Annotated in this window: 16 protein-coding genes; 5 read left to right on the top strand and 11 right to left on the bottom strand. The window is 72.5% G+C overall.

Going from position 1 to position 21,651, the window contains the following annotated elements; genetic code table 11:
* Nucleotides 1-278 precede the first annotated feature (278 nt).
* On the top strand, nt 279-1,124 hold the full coding sequence (locus ACLQ2N_RS03360) for an SAM-dependent methyltransferase (protein ID WP_425808792.1): 846 nt from the start codon (nt 279-281) through the stop codon (nt 1,122-1,124).
* A 61-nt stretch (nt 1,125-1,185) separates the two neighbouring features.
* Here ACLQ2N_RS03360 and ffh read toward each other — a convergent pair whose 3' ends face one another.
* From ffh to ACLQ2N_RS03335, 5 genes are all read right to left on the bottom strand, one after another.
* Nucleotides 1,186-2,733 (bottom strand): signal recognition particle protein, encoded by a 1,548-nt coding sequence (ffh, locus tag ACLQ2N_RS03355; protein ID WP_425808790.1) that lies wholly within the window; start codon nt 2,731-2,733, stop codon nt 1,186-1,188.
* A gap of 234 nt (nt 2,734-2,967) precedes the next feature.
* Entirely contained in the window at nt 2,968-5,421 is a 2,454-nt protein-coding gene (locus tag ACLQ2N_RS03350; protein WP_425808788.1) for a [protein-PII] uridylyltransferase, read from the bottom strand.
* 52 nt (nt 5,422-5,473) lie between these two features.
* Nucleotides 5,474-5,812 (bottom strand): P-II family nitrogen regulator, encoded by a 339-nt coding sequence (locus ACLQ2N_RS03345; RefSeq protein ID WP_425808786.1) that lies wholly within the window; start codon nt 5,810-5,812, stop codon nt 5,474-5,476.
* Nucleotides 5,809-7,158, bottom strand: coding sequence for an ammonium transporter (locus ACLQ2N_RS03340; protein WP_425808784.1), 1,350 nt, complete (start codon nt 7,156-7,158; stop codon nt 5,809-5,811). The genes ACLQ2N_RS03345 and ACLQ2N_RS03340 overlap by 4 nt, the downstream gene beginning before the upstream one ends.
* A 377-nt stretch (nt 7,159-7,535) precedes the next feature.
* The gene (locus ACLQ2N_RS03335) at nt 7,536-9,008 is read right to left on the bottom strand and encodes a hypothetical protein (protein WP_425808782.1); all 1,473 of its coding nucleotides are present in this window, start codon (nt 9,006-9,008) and stop codon (nt 7,536-7,538) included.
* A 361-nt stretch (nt 9,009-9,369) separates the two neighbouring features.
* Here ACLQ2N_RS03335 and ACLQ2N_RS03330 point away from each other — a divergent pair, with 361 nt between their 5' ends.
* Nucleotides 9,370-10,029: a bifunctional DNA primase/polymerase gene (locus ACLQ2N_RS03330; protein WP_425808780.1), complete on the top strand. Its 660-nt coding sequence runs from the start codon at nt 9,370-9,372 to the stop codon at nt 10,027-10,029.
* Between the two features lie 72 nt (nt 10,030-10,101).
* Here ACLQ2N_RS03330 and ftsY read toward each other — a convergent pair whose 3' ends face one another.
* The gene (gene ftsY, locus ACLQ2N_RS03325) at nt 10,102-11,301 is read right to left on the bottom strand and encodes a signal recognition particle-docking protein FtsY (protein WP_425808778.1); all 1,200 of its coding nucleotides are present in this window, start codon (nt 11,299-11,301) and stop codon (nt 10,102-10,104) included.
* A 124-nt stretch (nt 11,302-11,425) separates the two neighbouring features.
* On the opposite strand from ftsY, the gene ACLQ2N_RS03320 reads away from it, so the two are divergent.
* Nucleotides 11,426-12,805 carry a purine-cytosine permease family protein gene (locus ACLQ2N_RS03320; RefSeq protein ID WP_425808776.1) on the top strand — a complete coding sequence of 460 codons (1,380 nt, stop codon included), beginning with the start codon at nt 11,426-11,428 and terminating at the stop codon, nt 12,803-12,805.
* Here the strand turns inward: ACLQ2N_RS03320 and ACLQ2N_RS03315 are convergent.
* The 4 genes from ACLQ2N_RS03315 to ACLQ2N_RS03300 form a co-directional block, all read right to left on the bottom strand.
* The gene (locus tag ACLQ2N_RS03315) at nt 12,802-14,265 is read right to left on the bottom strand and encodes a sugar porter family MFS transporter (protein WP_425808774.1); all 1,464 of its coding nucleotides are present in this window, start codon (nt 14,263-14,265) and stop codon (nt 12,802-12,804) included. The two genes, ACLQ2N_RS03320 and ACLQ2N_RS03315, sit on opposite strands and share 4 nt — an antisense overlap.
* A 62-nt stretch (nt 14,266-14,327) precedes the next feature.
* On the bottom strand, nt 14,328-17,900 hold the full coding sequence (gene smc / locus ACLQ2N_RS03310; RefSeq protein WP_425808772.1) for a chromosome segregation protein SMC: 3,573 nt from the start codon (nt 17,898-17,900) through the stop codon (nt 14,328-14,330).
* A 231-nt stretch (nt 17,901-18,131) separates the two neighbouring features.
* Nucleotides 18,132-18,341: a hypothetical protein gene (locus ACLQ2N_RS03305; protein WP_018102403.1), complete on the bottom strand. Its 210-nt coding sequence runs from the start codon at nt 18,339-18,341 to the stop codon at nt 18,132-18,134.
* Between the two features lie 436 nt (nt 18,342-18,777).
* Nucleotides 18,778-19,059, bottom strand: coding sequence for an acylphosphatase (locus tag ACLQ2N_RS03300; protein WP_189545860.1), 282 nt, complete (start codon nt 19,057-19,059; stop codon nt 18,778-18,780).
* Nucleotides 19,060-19,201: 142 nt separating this feature from the next.
* Between ACLQ2N_RS03300 and ACLQ2N_RS03295 the strand changes: the two genes are divergently transcribed.
* Nucleotides 19,202-20,227 carry a CAP domain-containing protein gene (locus ACLQ2N_RS03295; RefSeq protein WP_425808770.1) on the top strand — a complete coding sequence of 342 codons (1,026 nt, stop codon included), beginning with the start codon at nt 19,202-19,204 and terminating at the stop codon, nt 20,225-20,227.
* Between the two features lie 98 nt (nt 20,228-20,325).
* Nucleotides 20,326-20,727: a winged helix-turn-helix transcriptional regulator gene (locus tag ACLQ2N_RS03290; protein ID WP_425808768.1), complete on the top strand. Its 402-nt coding sequence runs from the start codon at nt 20,326-20,328 to the stop codon at nt 20,725-20,727.
* Nucleotides 20,728-20,747: 20 nt separating this feature from the next.
* Here the strand turns inward: ACLQ2N_RS03290 and mutM are convergent, their stop codons facing one another.
* The gene (gene mutM, locus ACLQ2N_RS03285) at nt 20,748-21,608 is read right to left on the bottom strand and encodes a bifunctional DNA-formamidopyrimidine glycosylase/DNA-(apurinic or apyrimidinic site) lyase (RefSeq protein WP_425808766.1); all 861 of its coding nucleotides are present in this window, start codon (nt 21,606-21,608) and stop codon (nt 20,748-20,750) included.
* Between the last annotated feature and the right edge of the window lie 43 nt (nt 21,609-21,651).

The raw sequence follows: 21,651 nt of genomic DNA, 5'->3' as shown, positions 1-21,651 counted from the left end.
TGACGTGCTCGACGTGCCTCCACCGGCGCGCCGGGTGAGACTGGGACCGGCAGAGGACGGGACGGGCCCCCCGGGGCGTCCCCGCCGTCCGGGTGCGCCGGTGCCGTCGTGCGCCGGACGGCAGTGCGGACAACCATGCCCCGCAGACCTCTGGACGCGGCGCCGGATGCGCAGTTCTCTGGCATACGGGGGAAGCGCGCGTCACGGACGGCACGGCCGTCCACTCGGGCACGACCGATCGGCAGAACCGGCAACCTCGGCGGATTGGGGCGCATTCCATGACACCAACGCTCGTTCGGCACCACCGGCACACGGAGTCGTCCGCCCCCGCGGACGGCGCCTCCCGCGCCCGCGACTGGGCGGAGATCCAGGAACGCATGCTGGCACCGCTGTACGAAGCGGTGTACACGCGGCTGGAGGTGGGAGCCGCCACGCGGATGCTCTCGCTCGGCTGCGGCTCCGGCCTGGCGCTGCTGATGGCCGTGGGCCGGGGTGCCGGGGTCACCGGCGTGGACACCGACCCGGACCGGCTCGCCCTCGCCCGGGCCCGGCTGCTGCCCGCCCCGGAGGACCGCGGGGCGCCGGCCGGCGCCCCGCTGCTCACGGACAGCGTCGCCGCCGCGGCGGACGGCGGACCGCACAACCTGATCACCGCGTTCACCCCGATCGGCTGCGAGGCGGACGACGGCGAGGATCTCGTGCGGGCGCTGGCGACCGCCGTCCCCTCGGCGGACCGGCGTGCCACGGTCGTGCTGACCGGCTGGGGCCCGCCGGAGCGGTGCGCGACGGAGGCGGTGCTCCGGGTGGCCGGGCGGCTCGCCGACGACGGGCGCGGACCGGGCGGCGGCTGGCGCGGGCCGCGCCGCGACGATCTGGAGGACGTGGCCTTCCGGTCCGGGCTGCGGCCGGACGGCTCCGGCCGGGTGGCCTGCCCGTTCGGCTACGCGGACATGGACAGCGCGGTACGCGGCCTGCTGTCGACCCGGCTGTTCGAGGCGGCGGTCCGGGCGACGGACCGGTGGCAGGTGGAGAAGGAGCTCACCGAGGCCCTGCACCCGCACCGGCGCCCGGACGGCACGGTGTGGATGTCCAACGTGTTCCGGTACCTGGTCTGCACGACGTGAACGTACGCCGGAGGGGCGGCCACCACGGACGGTGGGCGCCCCTCCGGCATGACGTGGGCCGTCAGCCCATGAACTTCTTGAACTCGTCCGGCAGCTCGAAGTTCTGCGCGTCCTGGCCGGCCGGCAAACCGGGGACGCCGTTCTGGGCCGCCTCGCGGCGGGCGGCCGCGGCCTGCTCCTCGGCCTTGCGCTTCATCGGGTTGCCGCTCTTGCGCTTGCCCTTGGCCTGCTTGACCTGCTTCTTCTGCCGGCCCGGACCGCCGCCCATGCCCGGCATCCCGGGCATCCCCGGCATGCCGCCGCCCTGCGCCATCTTCGACATCATCTTGCGGGCCTCGAAGAACCGCTCGACCAGTCCCTTGACGGCGGAGACCTCGGAGCCGGAGCCCTTGGCGATCCGGGCCCGGCGCGAGCCGTTGATGATCGTCGGGTCGGCGCGCTCCTTCGGGGTCATCGACTTGATGATCGCGGCCATGCGGTCGATGTCGCGCTCGTCGATGTTGTTGATCTGGTCCTTGATCTGCCCCATGCCGGGCAGCATGCCGAGCAGCTTGGAGATGGAGCCCATCTTCCTGACCTGCTCCATCTGGGCCAGGAAGTCGTCGAACGTGAAGTCCTTGCCCTTGCTGGACGCCAGCTTGGAGGCCATCTTGGCGGCCTCTTCCTGGCTGAAGGTCTTCTCCGCCTGCTCGATCAGGGTGAGCAGGTCACCCATGTCGAGGATCCGGGACGCCATGCGGTCCGGGTGGAACGCGTCGAAGTCGTCCAGCTTCTCGCCGTTCGACGCGAACATGATCTGCTTGCCCGTGACGTGGGCGATCGACAGGGCGGCACCACCGCGGGCGTCACCGTCGAGCTTGGAGAGCACCACGCCGTCGAAGCCGACGCCGTCGCGGAACGCCTCGGCGGTGTTGACCGCGTCCTGACCGATCATCGCGTCGACCACGAACAGGATCTCGTCCGGGCTGACGGCGTCGCGGATGTCCGCGGCCTGCTGCATCAGCTCCTGGTCGATGCCGAGGCGGCCGGCGGTGTCCACGATCACGACGTCGTACTGCTTGGTCCGGGCGTGCTCGATGGAGTCCTTGGCGACCTGGACCGGGTCGCCGACGCCGTTGCCCGGCTCGGGGGCGTACACCGCGACACCGGCGCGGTCGGCGACGACGCTCAGCTGGTTGACGGCGTTGGGGCGCTGGAGGTCGCAGGCGACGAGCAGCGGGGAGTGGCCCTGGCCCTTGAGCCAGAGGCCGAGCTTTCCGGCGAGGGTCGTCTTACCGGCACCCTGGAGACCGGCGAGCATGATCACGGTGGGCGGGTTCTTGGCGAACCGCAGCCGCCGGGTCTCGCCGCCGAGGATGGAGACGAGCTCCTCGTTGACGATCTTGACGACCTGCTGGGCCGGGTTCAACGCCTGGGAGACCTCGGCGCCGCGCGCCCGCTCCTTGACGTTGGCGATGAAGGACCGGACGACGGGCAGCGCCACGTCCGCTTCGAGCAGGGCGATACGGATCTCGCGAGCCGTGGCGTCGATGTCCGCCTCGGACAAGCGGCCCTTGCCCCGGAGGTTCTTGAAAGTCGCGGCAAGGCGGTCGGAGAGAGTATCGAACACGGCGCTCGTCGGTCCTCAGGGTCGGGGGCGGGTAGCTTCGCTGCCTAGGGTATCTGGCCCACGCAAACGCCAGCCCTTGCCGGTCGCATTCGACCTGCAAGGGCTGGGATCCCCGCAGCGGTGGGGAGCACGTGTCGACACGGGGCGCGAAGGCAGTGGATGCCGGGCCATCCCTCTGACCCGAGGGAACCATTCTCTTCTCGAGCAACGACGTGGCCCGCGGCCGGTCACGGCTCACTGCAGGGCGTCCTCCAACGCCCTGGCCAGCGCGGCGGCCTCCGCGTCGGCCAGCGGTGTGCCGTCCTCACGCGTGACGTAGACCGTGTCCACCGCGTTCGCCCCCAGCGTCGACACATGGGCGCTCCGCACCCGTACCGCGCTCCGCTCCAGCGCGTGCCCGATGCGGTGCAGCAGCCCGGGGGCGTCCTGCGCGCGGACCTCGATCACCGTGGCGAGCCGGGAGCCCGCCGGGGCGACCGTCACCCGGGGCGGCGGCGCCTTCAGACCGCGCCGCCGGGGGTAGGCCGCCTCGCGCTCGGCGAGGCGGGCGGGGATGTCCAGGGTGCCGTCCAGGGCGCGTACGAGGTCGGCGCGCAGCCGGTCCGCCCGGGGCAGCGCGCCGTATTCGGCGGCCACCCGCCAGCTGAGCAGCAGCAGGTCTGCGGAGTCCCCCAGCTCCGTGGGCAGTTCCACGGCGCGCAGGTCGGCGGCGCGGACGGTGAGGCGGTGCAGGGCGAGGACGCCGGCGGCGGCGGGCAGCACGCCGGGCCGGTCGCGGAGCGCGATGAGGAGTTCGACGCCGACGGGTTCGGGGCCGTCCGCCTCGTGCGGGGTCTCGGGCCTGGTGTGCAGGGCGAGGACGGGGGTGCCGGTGCGCAGCGCCTCGATCGCGAGGCGTTCCTGCTCGGCGCTCGGGGCGGCGGGCTCGGGCTCCTCGGGTGCTTCCCCCGCCAGGACCTGGGCGACGCGTTCGACGAGGGCGGTGACGAGGGAGGCGCGCCAGGCGGACCAGGCGGCGGGCCCGGTGGCCAGGGCGTCTGCCTCGGTGAGGGCGTGCAGCAGCTCCAGGGTCGCGGTGCTGCCGACGGCGTCGGCGACGGCGCGGACGGTGGCGGGGTCGTCCAGGTCGCGCCGGGTGGCGGTCTCGATGAGCAGGAGGTGGTGGCGTACGAGGGCGGCGACGACGCCCACGTCGTGCTGGTCGAAGCCGATGCGGGCGGCCATGTCGCGGGCGATGACCTCGCCGGCGACGGAGTGGTCGCCGGGCCAGCCCTTGCCGATGTCGTGCAGCAGGGCGGCGACCAGGAGGAGGTCGGGGCGGCCGACGCGGCGGGTGAGCGAGGCGGCGCGGACGGCCGTCTCGACCAGGTGGCGGTCGACGGTCCAGGTGTGGACGGGGTTGCGCTGGGGGCGGCAGTGCACGCGTTCCCAGTCGGGCAGGAGGCGGGTGATCAGCCCTTCGGCCTCCAGGGCCTCCCAGACGGGGATGGTGGCCTCGCCCGCGCCGAGGAGGGTGACCAGCTCCTCGCGGGCGTCGGCCGGCCAGGGCACCGGGAGCGGCTGGGCGGTGGTGGCGAGGTGGCGTACGACATGGCGGGAGAGCGGCAGTCCGGACTGGGCGGCCGCGGCGGCGGCGCGCAGGACGAGCACCGGATCACGTTCGGGCCGGGCGGTGCGGGCGAGGACGGCCTCGCCGTCGGCCTCCACGACGCCGTCGGCGAGCGGGGTCCGCTCGGGGGCCGGGGTCCGGCCGCCGCCGAGCAGGGCGCGCAGCCGGGGCCGGGCGGAGCGGGCGCGCAGGACCCGGTCGACCTCGCGCCAGGTGACGTCGGTGGCGTACGAGACGGTGCGGGCGGCCTCGTAGACCTGGCGGAGCAGGGCGTCGGCGTCGAGGAGGCCGAGGGCCTGGGCGACCTGGTCCTGTTCCTGGAGGGCGAGGCGGTCGGTGGCCCGGCCGGTGGTGAGGTGGAGGGCGTCGCGGGCGTCGAGGAGGGTGCGGCGGGCCTCGGCGAGTCCTTCGCGGGGGGCGTCGGCGACCCAGGAGGCGGCGACGGCGCGCAGGGCGGTGACGTCGCGGAGACCGCCGCGGGCCTCCTTGAGGTCGGGTTCGAGGAGGAACCGGAGTTCGCCGTGGCGTTCGGCGCGTTCGCGGCAGAGGTCGTGGAGGTCGGGCAGGCGCTTGGGCGCCTGGTTGCGCCAGTCGGCGAGGATCGCGGTGCGCAGGGACGCGACGAGGCCGAGGTCGCCGGCGACGGGGCGGGCGTCCAGCAGTCCGAGCTGGACCTTGAGGTCGTCGGCGGCGGTCTTCCGGGCTTCGGCGGGGGTGCGTACGGAGTGGTCGAGGGCGAGGCCCAGGTCCCAGACGGGGTACCAGATCCGGTCGGCGAGGGCGGCGACGGCCGCGGGGTCGGCGGTGCCGTCGTGCAGCAGGAGGAGGTCGAGGTCGCTGCGCGGGGAGAGTTCGCCCCGGCCGTAGCCGCCGACGGCGACGAGGGCGGCGCCCCGGACCCCGGCGTGCCGGGCGGCGCCGGTGAACAGGGCGGTGAGCCAGTCGTCGGTGAGGGCGGCGAGGGCCGCACGGCGCGGCGGCCCGGGCCGCTCCTTCTCCTGGAGAAGGCGCAGCCGGGCCGCCGCGTAGCCGCTGGGGCGCGAGTCCTCGGATTCGGTGGTCGCTTCGGTGCTCGTCACCCAGCTGCCCTTTCCGTGTGCGGAACCGTGCGAAACAGTCGGCGGGGGCCGGTCAGAGGGCGTCCGGGCCGCGTTCGCCCGTACGGACCCTGACGGCGGTCTCGACGGGGACGGTCCAGACCTTGCCGTCGCCGATCTTTCCGGTGCGGGCCGCCTTGACGACGACGTCGATGAGCTGTTCGGCGTCCTCGTCCTCGACCAGGACCTCGATGCGGATCTTGGGGACGAGGTCGACGGTGTACTCGGCGCCCCGGTAGACCTCGGTGTGGCCGCGCTGACGTCCGTAGCCGCTGGCCTCGGTGACGGTGAGGCCCTGGACGCCGAAGGCCTGGAGGGCTTCCTTGATCTCGTCGAGGCGGTGGGGCTTCACGACTGCGGTGATGAGCTTCATGCGTCCACCTTCTTGTTCGTCGGGGCGGCCGGGCCGGGGGCGGGGGCGGCGGTACGGGAGGCCGCGCCGCCGCCGGCGCCGCTGAAGTCGTACGCGGTCTCGGCGTGCTCGACCTGGTCGATACCGGAGATCTCGGCGTCCTCGTCCACGCGCATTCCGAGGATCTTGTCGACCAGGAAGGCGAGGAGCGCGGAGACGACGAGAGAGTACGCCAGGACCGCGAAGACGCCGACGGCCTGCTTGCCGAGCTGGTCGAGGCCGCCGCCGTAGAAGAGGCCCTTGGCGTCGGACTGGACGCCTCCGGTGGCGAAGAGGCCGACGAGCAGGGAGCCGATGATGCCGCCGACGAGGTGGACGCCGACGACGTCGAGGGAGTCGTCGTAGCCGAACTTGTACTTGAGGCCGACGGCCATGGCGCACAGCACACCGGCGATGGCGCCGACCGCGATGGCGCCGAGCGGGCTGACCGCGCCGCCGGCCGGGGTGATGGCGACGAGTCCGGCGACCGCGCCGGACGCGGCACCCAGGGTGGTGAAGGCGCCGTGGCGGATCTTCTCGTAGGCGAGCCAGGCGAGCATCGCGGCGGCGGTGGCGACCTGGGTGTTGACGAACATGACCGCGCCCACGCCGTCGTCGTTGCCGAGCCAGGAGCCGGCGTTGAAGCCGAACCAGCCGAACCAGAGGAGACCGGCGCCGAGCATGACGAGCGGCAGGCTGTGCGGCCGCATCGGGTCCTTCTTGAAGCCGACGCGCTTGCCGATCACCAGGATCACGCCGAGGGCGGCGGCACCCGCGTTGATGTGGACGGCCGTACCGCCGGCGAAGTCGATGACGCCGAGTTCGAACAGCCAGCCGCCGGCGCCCCACACCCAGTGCGCGACCGGGAAGTAGACGACGGTGACCCACAGCGTGATGAACAGGGCCCAGGAGGTGAACTTGACGCGGTCGGCGAGGGCACCGCTGATCAGCGCGGGCGTGAGGACGGCGAACATCAGCTGGAACACGGCGAAGACGTAGACCGGGATGGTGTAGCCGTCCCAGAGTTCCGTGACGCCGATCCCGCTGAGGCCGAGGAAGTCCTGGCTCCAGCCGATGACCGATCCGGCGTCGGTCCCGAAGGCGAGGCTGAAGCCGTACAGCACCCACAGGACCGTGACGATCCCGAGGCTGATGAAGCTCATCATCAGCATGTTGAGAGTGCTCTTGACGCGGACCATGCCTCCGTAGAAGAAGGCGAGGGCCGGGGTCATGAGCATCACCAGGGCCGAGCAGATGAGCATGAAGCCGGTGTTGGCGGCAGACAGCGTCGGGGTGTCTGCGGCAAGCGTCGTGATGCCTGGGGGCATCGGCGTCTCCTCGTCGTCGGTGCGGCCGCGTGCGGGCGGTGGGGGCACAACCACTGCGGGACCACTGGGGAAAGGTGCGGGCCGGTTATGCGCCATGAGGTTCGCCCAGTGCCGTTTCGGCCGGTGCGCCGTGATGTTTCGCCGCAGTGACGAAGGGAAGCGACGTGTTACGTCCCCATGAACCGCGCATGCCGTACCCGCGCTCGCGCCCACTCTGCGGCCCGGGCCGCATACGGTGCGGTTACGACGCTCCGGCGGGGGAACGACCACACGAACCGGCCACGGCGATCACCCGTTGACCTGGCAATGGGGGGAGCCGAAGTCGGTCTGTGCTGGGTGATCGTCGTGGCCGGGGTCAGAGGGCCCGGTGGCCGTCGCTAGACGGTTTCCACGGTCTCGGGCAGCTGTTCGATGAGGAGCTCGGTGAGCCGGGCGACCTCGGGCACGTCCCCGTAGTCCCTGGCAGCGGTGTCGACGGTCTTGCGGAGCCGGGTGTTGACCCGCTCGGAGCGCACCTTCCTGGCGACGCGCAGCGCCCGTTCGGCCGGCTCGGTGGACGCCTCGGGCTCGCCCTTGAGGAGGTGGACGGTGGCGAGGCCGATCAGATTGAGCGCGTAGGAGCGCTGGTGCTCGTCGTCCTCGCCGAAGAGCTGGACCGCCTTCCGCATGACGGGCTCGGCGAGCGAGGCGTACGTGGGGCTGCGGCCGGCCACATAGGCGAGGTCCCGGTACGAGTGCGAGTTCTCGCCGTTGAGCTCGGCCTCGGAGAAGAAGCGGATCCAGTCGGGCTCCGGCTCGCCGTCGACCCCGGCGTCCAGGAAGGTGTCCTCGGCCATGCGGACCGCCCGCTTGCACTTGCTGGGCTGGCCCATGTTGGCGTAGGCGCGGGCCTCCATCGCGTACAGCATGGCCTGCGTGCGCGGGGTCGCGCAGTCGCGGCTGCCGTACTGGGCGAGGTGGATCAGCTCCAGGGCGTCGTCGGGGCGGCCGAGGTGGATCATCTGCCGGCTCATGCTGGACAGCACGTACGACCCGAGCGGTTTGTCGCCGGCCTCCTTAGCGGCGTGCAGGGCGAGCACGAAGTACTTCTGGGCGGTGGGCTGGAGGCCGACGTCGTAGCTCATCCAGCCCGCCAGCTCGGCCAGTTCGGCGGCGCAGCGGAAGAGGCGCTTGGAGGTGGCGGCGGGCTGGGGCTCCTGGAGCAGGTCGGTGACCTCGTGGAGCTGGCCGACGACGGCCTTGCGGCGCAGTCCGCCGCCGCACTGCGCGTCCCACTGGCGGAACATCACGGTGGTCGACTCCAGCAGGTCCAGCTCGGGGCCGGAGAGGCGCGACGGACGGCGGGCGGCGGCGGGTTCCGGTTCGGCGGCGGGGGCGGCCGCCACCGGCACCAGCCAGCGCTGCATGGGCTCGATGAGCGCGGGGCCCGCGGCGAGGGCGAGGGAGCTGCCGAGGAAGCCCCGGCGGGCGAGCATCAGGTCGCTCCGCGAGAACTCGCTGAGCAGGGCGACGGTCTGCGGGCCCGCCCAGGGCAGGTCCACGCCGGCCACGGAGGGTGCCTGGTGCGGGGTGCGCAGCCCCAGGTCCTCGACCGCGACGACGCTGCCGAAACGCTCGGAGAACAGCTCGGACAGGATGCGCGGGATCGGCTCGCGCGGCTGCTCGCCGTCCAGCCAGCGCCGCACCCGGGACGTGTCGGTGCTGATGTGGTGGGCACCCATCTGGCGCGCCCGGCGGTTCACCTGCCGTGCCAGCTCGCCCTTCGACCAGCCGCTGCGCACGAACCACGATCCCAGTTGCCCGTTCGGGCGCTTGCCGGCGTTCGCCTCGCCTGCGCCGCTGCCACTCACGGATAAGCCCCCATCCCACCGAATACGTCTCGCGCGAAGCATTGCCAGAATGCCTCGAACTCATGTCGCCCGTACGGGCGTTGGGCCCGACCGAACAGAGAACCGGGTTGCCTGCGGCATACCCACGGGCGCACATACTTCCACGGTTCGTGTACCGACGGTAATCCTGCGATCACGGCCCCCGCGAGGCCCTTTGCGTAATCGCCACCATTCGCCACCCCTTCGATTGAACGCCACCCCCGTGGGCCGCGATTCACTTGACAGGACGATTCGTACGGGCGTGAGGAAGCGTCCGGGGGCGCGCGGACGGTTGCACGCTCCTCGTCGTAACCACCGGCGCACGGGACCCGTTGGAGGGGGCATGGGCTTCACGATCGGAATCCGCGAGATGCGCACCGGCGCACGGCGTCGCGCCCGTGCCGCCGCCGGCGGTACCGAGGTGGCGGAGTACACCGGGCTGTGGGGCTGGGCCGTGGTGCCCGGGGCCCGCGCGGCGGGCGGCGTCTGCTCCTGCGGGGCCCCCGGCTGCGCCGCCCCGGGCGCCCATCCCCTGGAGTTCGCCCGGGAGGTGCCGGCCGGGGCGACGCTCGACGCGGCGGCACGCGCCTGGGCCGAGGTGCCGGGCGCCTCGATGATGCTCCCCGTGGGCCGGAGCTTCGACGTGCTCGACGTGGCGGAGGGAGCCGGGCGCCGGGCCCTGGTCCGGATGGAGCGGATGGGCCTGCCGCTGGGCCCGGTCTCGGTGACCCCGCAGGGCCGCGCGCAGTTCTTCGTCGCGCCGGGGGCCGCCGACGAGCTGCCCCGGCTGCTGTACCGGATGGGCTGGGACGACGCGGGACTCGATCTGCGGGCGCTCGGCCCGGGGAGCCACATCACGGCGCCGCCCTCGGACCGGGGCGGGCTCGGACCGGTCCGCTGGCTGCGGGCGCCGGGACCCGACAGCGCGACGCCGCCGGAGGCCCGGCTGCTGCTGGGCACGCTGGCGTACCTCTGCCACCGGTGGGCGGCGCCCTGCGGCTGAGCCGCGTACCGTCCGCACAGCGTGAAGCCCGGCCGCACGCGGCGGCCGGGCTTCGCAGCGGTCCGGTGGGAGTCAGTCCCCGATCAGCGCGTCCACGAACGCCTCCGGCTCGAACGGGGCCAGGTCGTCCGGGCCCTCGCCGAGTCCGACGAGCTTGACCGGGACGCCCAGCTCGCGCTGGACGGCGATGACGATGCCGCCCTTGGCGGTGCCGTCCAGCTTGGTGAGGACGATGCCGGTGATGTCGACCACCTCGGCGAAGACCCGCGCCTGCACCAGGCCGTTCTGACCGGTGGTGGCGTCCAGGACGAGCAGCACCTCGTCCAGCGGGCCGTGCTTCTCCACGACCCGCTTGACCTTGCCCAGCTCGTCCATGAGCCCCGTCTTGGTGTGGAGCCGGCCGGCGGTGTCGATGAGCACCACGTCGGCGCCCTCGGCGATGCCCTCCTTGACGGCGTCGAAGGCGATGGACGCCGGGTCGCCGCCCTCGGGGCCGCGCACGGTACGGGCGCCGACGCGCTCGCCCCAGGTCTGGAGCTGGTCGGCGGCGGCTGCGCGGAAGGTGTCGGCCGCGCCGAGCACGACGCTGCGGCCGTCGGCGACCAGCACCCGGGCCAGCTTGCCGGTGGTGGTGGTCTTGCCGGTGCCGTTGACGCCGACGACCATCACGATCCCGGGGGTCTCCAGACCGCCCTCCGTCTTCACGGCGCGGTCGAAGTCGGTGCCGAGCTGGGCGAGCAGCTCCTCGCGGAGCAGGCTGCGCAGCTCCTCGGGCGTGCGGGTGCCGAGCACGCGGACGCGCTCGCGGAGGCGCTCGACCAGTTCCTGGGTGGGGGCGACGCCGACGTCGGCGGTGAGGAGGGTGTCCTCGATCTCCTCCCAGGTGTCCTCGTCCAGATTGTCCCGGGACAGGAGCGCGAGGAGCCCCTTGCCGAGGGTGTTCTGCGAACGGGCGAGGCGGGCCCGCAGCCGGACGAGCCGGCCGGCGGTGGGCTCGGGGACGTCGAGCGCGGGGGCGGCGGGCGCCTCCGGCTCCACGGTCTCCGGCTCGGCCTCGGCGGGCGGGGCCGCGACGTCCTCGACGGTGCGGCGCGATTCCTCGCGCGGCTCTTCGGCCTCCTCGCCGACACGGGGCTCGGCGGGAGGTGTGATGGTCGGCGTGCTCGACGGTGCCGGGGGCAGCTGCTTCTTCTTGCGGCTGCTGACCACGAGCCCGCTGATCACGCCGACCGCGACCAGGGCGATGACTACAGCAAGGATGACGAATTCCATAACCCACCCAGTATCAGTCACCCGGGCCGGCAAACGGGGAAGGGACGGGTGCGGCACAGGGGCGCGGGCCCGCACGACCTCGTGGTCGTTACGCGCGGTATGCCGGAAAGGTACGATCCCGGTCGTGGAGACCCGTGGCCTGGACCCCGTGCCCGACGAGGAGCGCACCGGCCGGGTCCGCGCCCTCTTCCCCACCTGGGCCACGGCCAACATGACCGTGCTGCTCCTCACCGTGGGCGCGGGGCTCGTCGTGCTGAACGGGCTGAGTCTCTGGCAGGTGCTGGTGGCGGCCGTGGTGGCGCCGCTGATCTCGTTCGGCCTGGTCGGCTTCGTCTCGCTGGCCGGGAAGCGCGGCGGTGCCCCCGGCATGGCGCTGTCGCGGGCGGTCTTCGGCGTGCGGGGCAATCTGGCGCCGGGGGCGCTGATCTGGGTGGCGCGGTGGGGCTGGGAGACGATGAACGCGGTGACCGGCGCGTACGCCCTGCTGACCGTGGGCGATGTGCTGTTCGGGGTCCGGAGCACGCCCGCGCTGATCATGGCGACGCTGCTGGCGTTCGTGGCGGGCAGCTTCCTGCTGTCGGGGCTGGGGCTGCGGGCGCTGCGGGTGGGCTGCACCTGGTCGGCGTACCTCTTCGGCGCCTTCAGCGTCCTGGTGCTGGCGCATCTGGCCGTGGCGGTGCCGTGGCGCGCGGTGCTCGACCGGCCGGCGGGACCGGTGTCGATGGTGATCGCGGGCATCGGCACGCTGACGGCCGGGGGGATCAGCTGGGCGCCGTCCGGCCCGGACTTCGCCCGCTATCTGCCGCGCTCCGCGCCGGGCCGGGCGATGGTCGCGGCGACGGTGGGCGGGGCGCTGGTGGTGCTGGTGCCGCTGGTGATGATGGGGGCGGTGATGGCGGTGCGGACGCCGGAACTGGCGCTGACCCGCGATCCGGTCTCCTTCATCGGCGTCCTGCTGCCGACCTGGCTCTCCGTCCCGTATCTGGTCGTCGCGGTCACGGGCATGGTGCTGATCAACGCGCTGTCGATGTACTCGGCCGGGTTCACCGCGCAGGCCCTCGGCTTCGCCGTGCCGCGCGCCTGGGCCGTCGGGGTGAACGCGGCGATCAGCCTGTTCCTGGGCGCGCTCCTGATGATGGTGGCCGGCAGCTTCATCGACGCCTTCGTGTCGTTCCTGCGTCTGCTCGCGGTGACGTTCTCGGCGTGGATCGGGGTCTTCGCCACGGACATGCTGCGCGGCCGCGCCTACGACCCGGTGGCGCTCGTGGACACCGGCCGGGCTGGTGCGTACTGGTACACGGGAGGCGTCGCCTGGCCCGCCGTCGCCGCGTGGGGCGCGGGTCTCGCGGTGGGGCTGCTGTTCACCGGCGTGGAGTGGTTCACCGGTCCGCTGGCCGGTACCTGGCCGGGCCGCAGCGGCCTGGGCTGGGCGGCCACGGCGCTCGTCTCGGGCGGCCTGTACGCGCTGCTGCCGCGCCCGGGCCGCCCTGACGAGACGTCTTAGCCCATCTCCTCCAGCGCCTTGCCCTTGGTCTCCTTGACGAACTTGAGGACGAAGGGGATCGAGAGCGTCGCGAAGCAGGCGTAGATGATGTACGTGCCCGAGAGGTTCCAGTCCGCGAGGCTCGGGAAGCTGGCGGTGATCGCCCAGTTGGCGATCCACTGCGCGGACGCGGCGACGCCCAGCGCGGCGGCGCGGATGCGGTTGGGGAACATCTCGCCGAGGAAGACCCAGACCACCACACCCCACGACAGGGCGAAGAAGAGCACGAAGACGTGGGCGGCGACGAGGGCGACCGCGCCCTGGGCCGTCGGGAGCTTGCCGTCGACCAGGTCGGCGGAGAAGGCCCACGCCTCGAAGGCGAGGGCGACGGCCATGCCGCAGGAGCCGACGAGGGCGAGCGGGCGGCGGCCGACGCGGTCGACCAGGATCATCGCGATGACGGTACCGATGATGTTGACGATCGACGTGGTGAACGACCAGAAGAAGGAGTCGGTCGGGTCGATGCCGACCGACTGCCACAGCGTCGCCGAGTAGTAGAACGCCACGTTGATACCGACGAGCTGCTGGAACACGGAGAGGCCGATGCCGACCCAGACGATCGGCAGGAAGCCGAACCGACTGCCCAGCAGGTCCTTGAAGCTGGACTTGTGCTCACGGCGCATCGCCGTCTCGATCTCCTCGACCCGCGCGTCGAGGTCGACACCCTTGCCCTCGACCTCTTCGAGGATCTTCCGGGCCCGTTCCCGCTTGCCGATGGAGAGCAGGAAGCGCGGCGACTCGGGGATCGCGAACGAGAGCAGGCCGTAGAGGACGGCGGGCACGACCATCACGCCGAGCATCCACTGCCAGGCTTCGAGCCCGCCGATCTTGCCTCGCTGGTCGCCGTCCGCGATCTGCAGGATGCCGTAGTTGACGAGCTGGGAGATGGCGATGCCGATGACGATCGCGGCCTGCTGGAAGGAGCCGAGACGGCCCCGGTAGGCGGGCGGCGAGACCTCGGCGATGTAGGCGGGACCGATCACCGAGGCCATGCCGATCGCGAAGCCGCCGATGATGCGCCACATCGCCAGGTCCCAGAGCGCGAACGGGAGCGCGGAGCCCACGGCGCTGATGGTGAACAGGACGGCGGCGATCTGCATGCAGCGGATGCGCCCGATCCGGTCGGCGATCCGGCCGGCCGTGGCGGCGCCGATCGCGCAGCCGATGAGCGCGATGGCGATCACCTGGGCGAGCGTTCCCGAGCCGATGTCGTAACGGTGGCGGATCGCCTCGACGGCGCCGTTGATCACGGAGCTGTCGTAGCCGAAGAGGAAGCCGCCCATCGCAGCCGCGGCGGTGATGAAGATGACATGACCGAGGTGGTCCGGGTGGGCCGTGCGGGCCCCGGACTCCGGTCCGGATCCTGGCGGCGTACTGGTCACGTAAGTCCTCCCTGGGGGCGGGGCCACGGCATCGGACATGGGTGAGTGGATCTCAAGTGGCGCACATCTTCGGCTCCGCCACCACTCGGCTACCCCCGTGCTCAGCGAAGACGCTGACTGATCACCTTCGAGACGCCGTCGCCCTGCATCGACACCCCGTACAGCGCGTCGGCGACCTCCATCGTCCGCTTCTGGTGCGTGATGACGATGAGCTGAGAGCTCTCCTGGAGCTCCTCCATGATCCGGATCAGCCGCTGGAGGTTGGTGTCGTCCAGCGCCGCCTCGACCTCGTCCATCACGTAGAACGGGCTGGGCCTCGCCTTGAAGATCGAGACCAGCAACGCCACGGCCGTCAGGGACCTTTCGCCGCCGGACAGCAGGGAGAGCCGCTTGACCTTCTTGCCCGGCGGCCGGGCCTCGACGTCGACACCGGTGGTGAGCATGTGGTCGGGATCGGTCAGGATCAACCGCCCCTCACCGCCGGGGAAGAGGCGCGAGAAGACGCCCTCGAACTCGCGCGCGGTGTCCCGGTACGCCTCGGTGAACACCTGCTCGACCCGCTCGTCGACCTCCTTGACGACCTGGAGCAGATCGGCCCGGGTCTTCTTCAGGTCCTCCAGCTGCTCGGAGAGGAACTTGTGCCGTTCCTCCAGCGCGGAGAACTCCTCCAGGGCGAGCGGATTCACCTTCCCGAGTTGCTGGTACGCCCGTTCGGCCGACCGGAGCCGTTTCTCCTGCTCGGCCCTGACGAACGGCCTGGGCCGGTTACGGGGATGCTCCGGGTCCTCGGGCAGTTCCTCGCCCTCGGCCGGCGGCGACGGCGGCACCGGCTGGCCGGGGCCGTACTCCGCCACCAGACCGGCCGGCTCGACGCCCAGCTCCTCCAGCGCCTTCGTCTCCAGCTGCTCCATCCGCAGCCGCTTCTCGGCCCCCAGCACCTCACCCCGGTGCACCGAGTCCGTCAGCTTGTCCAGCTCCCCCTTGAGGTCCCGGCCGCGCAGCCGCTCCGCCGCCAGCTCCCGCTCCCGCTCCCCCTTGGACGCCTCGGCCTCCGCCCGCTCCCGCTCCGCCCGTACGACGGACACCTCGACGTGCGCGAGCAGCTGCCGGGCCCCCGACGCCACGGCCGCCGCCACCTCCGCCTCGTGGCGCAGCCGGGCGCGCCGCCGCTCCGCCCGGGCCCGCGCCTCGCGCTCGGCGCGCGCGGCCCGGTCCAGCGAGTCGGCGCGCCCGGCGAGGGCCTTGACGCGCTCCTCGTGCGTACGGACCTGGAGGCGGGCCTCCATCTCGGTCTGTCGGGCGTTGGCACCGTCGGCCGCGAGCCGGTCGCGCACGCCGGTGTCCGGTTCGTCGTCGGCGCCGTCCCCGGCCGCCTCCTCGGCGACGAGCAGCCGCTCGGCCAGCTCCTCCGCCTCCTCGGTGGCCCGCTCCAGCGCTTCCTGGGCCCGGGCGGCGGAGGCGTCCATGCGCTCGGCCTCACCAACGGCGCCCCGCGCCTGTCCGGCGAGGCGGCCCAACTGCTGGGCGACCCCGGACCGCTCCCGCTCGACGGCCCTGCGCCGCTCCCCCAGCTCCTCGACCAGGGCCGCCGCCTCGGTCCGCCGCCCGGCCGCGAGCCGCTGGGCCTCGGCCAGTTCGGTGCAGCGCACGGCGAGCCCGGCGAGTTCGGCGGCGGCCTCGTCCACGGACGCCTGTACTTCGAGGAGGCTGGGCGCCCCGGCGGAGCCGCCGTGCGCGAAGTGGGCGGAGAGCAGGTCGCCCTCGCCGGTCACCGCGGTCAGCTCCGGGTGCGCGGCGACCAGGTCCTCGGCGTCCTCCAGGGTCGCGACGACCACCATGTCCCGCACCAGCCTGCGGACGGCGGCCACCAGTTCGACGGGGCCGCCGACGAGATCGGCGACGGCAGGGGTGCCCGCCGGCGCCACGGGCTCCGGCGCTCCGGCATCCGCCCGCCGCACCCCGCCCATGAGCAGGGCCGCGCGGCCCGCGTCCTGCTTGCGCAGCAGCCGGAGCGCTTCGGCCGCCGTGGCCGGGTCCGTGACCGCGACGGCGTCCGCCGCCGCGCCCAGCGCCGCCGCCACCGCGACCTCGTGGCCCGGGGCCACCGTCAGCAGTTCGGCGGCGGGCCCGAGCAGGCCGGTGAGCCGGCCGCGGGCCCCGAGCAGCGCCCCCGTGCCGTCCTTGCGCCGCAGCCCGAGGGCGAGCGCGTCGTGCCGGGCCGCTACGGCGGCGCGCCGGCGTTCGGCGGCGGTGGCCTCCTCGCGGGCCCGGGAGTGCGCTGCCTCGGCCTCCTTCAGCGCGCGGCGGGCGGCTTCGTGCTGTTCGCCGAGTTCGGTGTCCCCGGCGTCCAGGCCGTCGACCTCGGCCTTCAGCTCCTCGTACTCCTCCTGGGCGGCGACGGCCCGCTCCCGGGCCTCGTCGCGCGAGGCGGAGAGCCGGTCGATCTCCGCCTGGGCGGAACCGGCGCGGCCGCGGGCGGCGTTGACCTGGCCGTGCAGCCGGGCGAGCCCTTCGCGGCGGTCGGCGAGGGCCCGGGCGGCGTCCTTGAGGCGGCGCTCCTCGGCCGCCAACTCGCGTTCGAGCTCGGCGCGGTGGGAGGCGGTGTCGTCCAGCGCGTGCTCCGCCGCTTCCAGGGCGGCGGTCAGCTCGGCCTCCTGCTCGCGGATGCGGGCGGCCTCGCGCTCCATGTCCTCGGGGTCGCGGCCCCGGCGCTCCTCCTCGGGCGGCGCGGTGGCGCTCTTCACCCGGGCGTCGGCCAGCGAGATCGTGCCGCGTACCCGTTCGGCGAGCTGCGAGAGCTCGTACCAGGTCTGCTGGGCGCGCTGGAGCCGGGGCGTCAGGCGCCGTACCCGGTCCTCCAGCTCGGCCTCGCGGGCGAGGGCGGCCTTGAGCTCCGCCTCGGCCGCCTCCCGGCGCTGTCTGAGCGCGGCCTCGTCGGCGATCTCGCTGCTCAGGGCGGTGCGCAGCGTCACGAGGTCGTCGGCGAGGAGGCGCAGCCGGGCGTCGCGCAGGTCGGCCTGGATGACGGCGGCACGGCGGGCCACGGCCGCCTGCCGGCCGAGGGGCTTCAGCTGTCTGCGCAGTTCGTCGGTGAGGTCCTGGACCCTGGCGAGGTTCGCCCCCATCGCGTCCAGCTTCCGCAGCGCCTTCTCCTTGCGCTTGCGGTGCTTGAGGACGCCGGCCGCCTCCTCGATGAAGGCGCGGCGGCCCATGGGGTCGGCGTGCAGGACGGAGTCCAGCTGGCCCTGGCCGACGATGACGTGCATTTCGCGGCCGATGCCGGAGTCGGAGAGGAGTTCCTGGATGTCCAGCAGCCGGCAGGTGTCGCCGTTGATCTGGTATTCGCTGCCGCCGTTGCGGAACATGATCCGCGTAAGGGTGACTTCGGCGTACTCGATGGGCAGGGCGCCGTCGGAATTGTCGATGGTCAGCGAGACCTCGGCCCGGCCCAGCGGCGGGCGGCCGGTGGTCCCGGCGAAGATCACGTCTTCCATCTTGCCGCCGCGCAGGGATTTCGCTCCCTGTTCTCCCATGACCCAGGAGAGCGCGTCCACCACATTGGATTTGCCCGAGCCGTTGGGCCCGACGACGCAGGTGATGCCGGGTTCGAACCGCAGCGTCGTGGCGGAGGCGAACGACTTGAATCCGCGCAGGGTCAGGGCCTTGAGGTGCACGCCGCCGGACTCTACCTTTCACTCTCGGTTTCGCTGATGAAGGTGCAGGGCACATCAGACGGTAAGGGAAGGGGTGTATGTCCGAGGCGGGACCTGCGCGAAGCCGGGGGGAAAAGAAAGAAGGGACGCCGAAGCGTCCCCTGTGATTCTGCGGATCAGGCGTTAGCGCACACGTGCCCGCGTCTCGACGGAGAATGCGGGTGTGCCGTGCGGATCAGGTCGCCGTGCGGGTCAGGTCAGTGCCGGCTCCGCCTGGGGTACGTCGATGTCGATGCTGTCGAGCAGCGACTGGTGCTGAGCGGCGGCGTTCAGCGCGTCGTTCTCCTCCTGAATCCGTACGAGCTCGGATTCGAGGTCCTGGACGCGCTGCTGGAGCCGTCGCATCTCGGCGAGGAGTCGCGGGTCGGAACCGCCGACGTAACCGAGAAGCGCCTTTGCCATGATGGATGGTCCTCCACAATGAGTGACCGACCGATGCGGTGTGGGTCGTGAGGGATCGCACCCGCGGTGTTCGGCAGTGCTCACTGTCACTGCTGTCCTGCTGCCTACCAGCTCTGCCGAACAGCTGAGGTGCGCGGGGATTTCAGAGTCTCACCAAAAAGTTTGACGGTCAACACGATCACACCCCGCAGAGGCGGGCGTCCCGGGGGCGCGCGGCGAGACGATCACGCGGCGCGGCTCTCCGACGGGGCCCTCAGGGGTACGGAGATCATCCTCAGGGCGGCAGCCTGGCATGCCAACCGAATCTTGGCAACCATCAGGACATTCCGCAGGTCATTTCATGTGTACGCGCGACGGGGGCGTATGCCGTCACCGCCCGCCGCGCATCGGACACGGGCCGGACACGAGCCCTTTCCAGGGCCTTTCGGGAGCGGTCTCAGCGGATCGCGAATCCCTCGTATCCACCGCGCGGCGTGTCCCATATCTCAGTCACGCCGTCGACACGGCCGGGTGTGTCGTCGGAGCGGAGCCAGTCGAGAAGACGGTGGCAATTCTCACGCCGGCCCTCCGCCACGACCTGCACCCGGCCGTCGTCCAGATTGAGGGCGAAACCGGTGAGGCCGCCGATCTCCAAAGCGTTTGCCCTGGTGAACCAGCGAAAGCCTACTTGCTGTACTCGGCCGCGTACCCAAGCGGTGAGCCGTACCTCTTCGTTCATGCCCGAACGTTATCGGTCCCCTTGCTTTTGGAGCACGTCCCGGCGAATCGCCATGGCGTACAGTCCCCTCGCAAAAGCTTCACTCGTTCGGGTGAGCACGGGCGTCGAAAACGGCGTCCAGGTCGTCAGAAGGGCACAGCAGATGGGACGCCATCGACGCAGCGCCGCGGTCCCCGCCGCTGAGGAACACGCGGACGGGGCCTCGGCCGGGCACCGCGGGCCGGGCCGCAGGAAGCGGTCCTCGATCCCCGTGCGCACTGGACTCATAGGCGTCTCGGCGGCCGTGGCCGTCGGTGCCGTCGCCGTGGCGTCGGGTCTGCTGCCCGGCGGGGACAGCCACACCGTGGGCGGCGGTCCGGCCGCCGACCAGATCCGCTCCCAGGCCGCCCCGGACCTGCTCACCCAGGGGGGCATCACCGCATCGCCCTCCGACCGCTCCTCCGCTTCGACACCGGCGAGCCGGAGCACCGACCGCCCCGCCGCGCCCAAGAAGAAGTCGCATTCCGCGTCGTCGAAGCCCTCCGAGTCGGCCTCGCCCAGCGCCTCCCACTCGCCCTCCGCTTCGCATTCCGCTTCCGCCTCGCCCTCGAAGACGGCCAAGCCCTCCACGTCCGTATCGCCGTCGAAGACCGCGTCCGGCAAGAAGGCGTCGGCCCAGAAGAAGGAGTCGGCCGAGCCCTCCTCCTCGACGTCGAAGGCCCCGGCCGCCAAGGCCGCGAAGAGCTCGGCGCCTGCCGCCCCGAAGCCCTCCGCGCCGGCGCCGTCGAAGAGCAGCGCGCCGAAGGCCACCGCCGCCTCGGCCCAGGCCGCGATCCTGGCTCTCGTCAACGAGGAACGCGGCAAGGTCGGGTGCAGCCCGGTCACCGCGAGCGCCCCGCTCGCCTCGCTCGCCCAGGACTTCAGCGACGACATGGCGGCGCGCGGCTTCTTCGACCACACCGACCCCGACGGCAAGAGCCCCTGGGACCGGGCGGACGCGGCCGGTGTCACGGGCCTCGGCGGCGAGAACATCGCCCGCGGGCAGGCCGACGCGCAGGCCGTGATGGACGCCTGGATGAACAGCGACGGCCACCGAGCAAACATTCTCAACTGCGATTACAAGACGCTCGGCGTCGGCGTCCACTACGGGGCCGGCGGCCCCTGGTGGACCCAGGACTTCGGCTTCTGACCCGGATCACCGCCGTACCCACCACCTCGTACGCCCCACGCGCCTCTCCTGGATCACACTGACTCAGGGAAAGCGCTGTGCGGGCGTACGCTGGTTTCATGGACCAGAGCACCGCACCGGAGACGTCGGCGACGGACGACCTGCCCTTCGACGTGTTCTCGAAGCAGTGTCCCTCGCGCGGCCTGCTCGAACACGCCACCGGCCGCTGGGGCGCCCTCACGCTCGGCGCCCTGCACGAGGAGAGCCTGCGGTTCAACGCGCTGCGCCGCCGGGTCGACGGGGTGAGCGAGAAGATGCTCTCCCAGACGCTGCACGCGCTGGAGCGGGACGGCCTGGTGCACCGCGAGGCCCAGCTCACCAACCCGCCCCGGGTGGACTACGAGCTCACTCCGCTCGGCCACGAGGTCGCGGAGCGGCTGCTCGGCCTGATCCACTTCGTGGAGGGCCGGATGCCCGAGGTCCTGGCGGCCCGGGCGCGGTACGACGCCCGGGAAGACTAGGGCCTGTCCGGCCCTGATCCCTAGGGCCGCACGCGCGGCGGGCGCTGGCAGCGGGGGCAGTAGTAGCTGGACCGGTTCATCCAGGGGCGCCGGGCCATCGGCGTACCGCAGCGGTGGCAGGGCTCGCCCTCGCGGCCGTAGGCGTCGAGCGAGCGGTCGAAGTAGCCGGACTCGCCGTTCACGTTCACATAGAGGCTGTCGAAGCTGGTGCCGCCCTGCGCCAGGGCCGCGTTCATCACGTCGCGGACGTGGCCGAGGAGTTCGGCGGACCTGGGGCGGGTGAGCGTCGCGGTCGGCCGGTCGTAGTGCAGCCTGGCCCGCCACAGCGCCTCGTCCGCGTAGATGTTGCCGACCCCGCTGATCAGCGACTGGTCGAGCAGCGCGCGCTTGATCGTCGTACGGCGCAGTCGCAGCGCCGTGTGGAAGGCGGCGTCGTCGAAGGCCGGGTCCAGGGGGTCGCGGGCGATGTGGGCGATGATGTCGGGCAGCCCGTCCGGGGTGTTCTCGTGGAGCGAGAGCCCGCCGAAGGTGCGCTGGTCCACGAAGCGCAGCTCGGTGCCGACCGCGTCGGCGAACCTGATCCTGACCCGCAGGTGCTTCTCGTCCGGCGCCCCCTCGGGCTGGACGAGAAGCTGACCGCTCATCCCCAGGTGGCCGAGGAGCGAGCCGGCCGCCTCGTCCAGCGGCACCCACAGGTACTTGCCCCGGCGCATCGCCGTCCCGAACCGCGCCCCCGTGAGCCGGGCCGCGAAGTCCACGCCGCCCGCGAGGTGGCGGCGGACCGCGCGCGGATGCAGGACCTCGACCTCACCGGCCGTCCGCCCGGCGACCCAGCGCTCCAGACCACGGCGGACGACTTCGACCTCGGGCAGTTCGGGCACGGCACGGCTCCTGGGACGAAAGGCGTACAGAGAAAGGAAGAAC

This window comes from Streptomyces sp. DT224, assembly GCF_049844595.1.
Lineage (GTDB): Bacteria > Actinomycetota > Actinomycetes > Streptomycetales > Streptomycetaceae > Streptomyces.
Note: the sequence above shows the minus strand (reverse complement) of the source record. Positions and strands in the feature narration are given on the sequence as shown.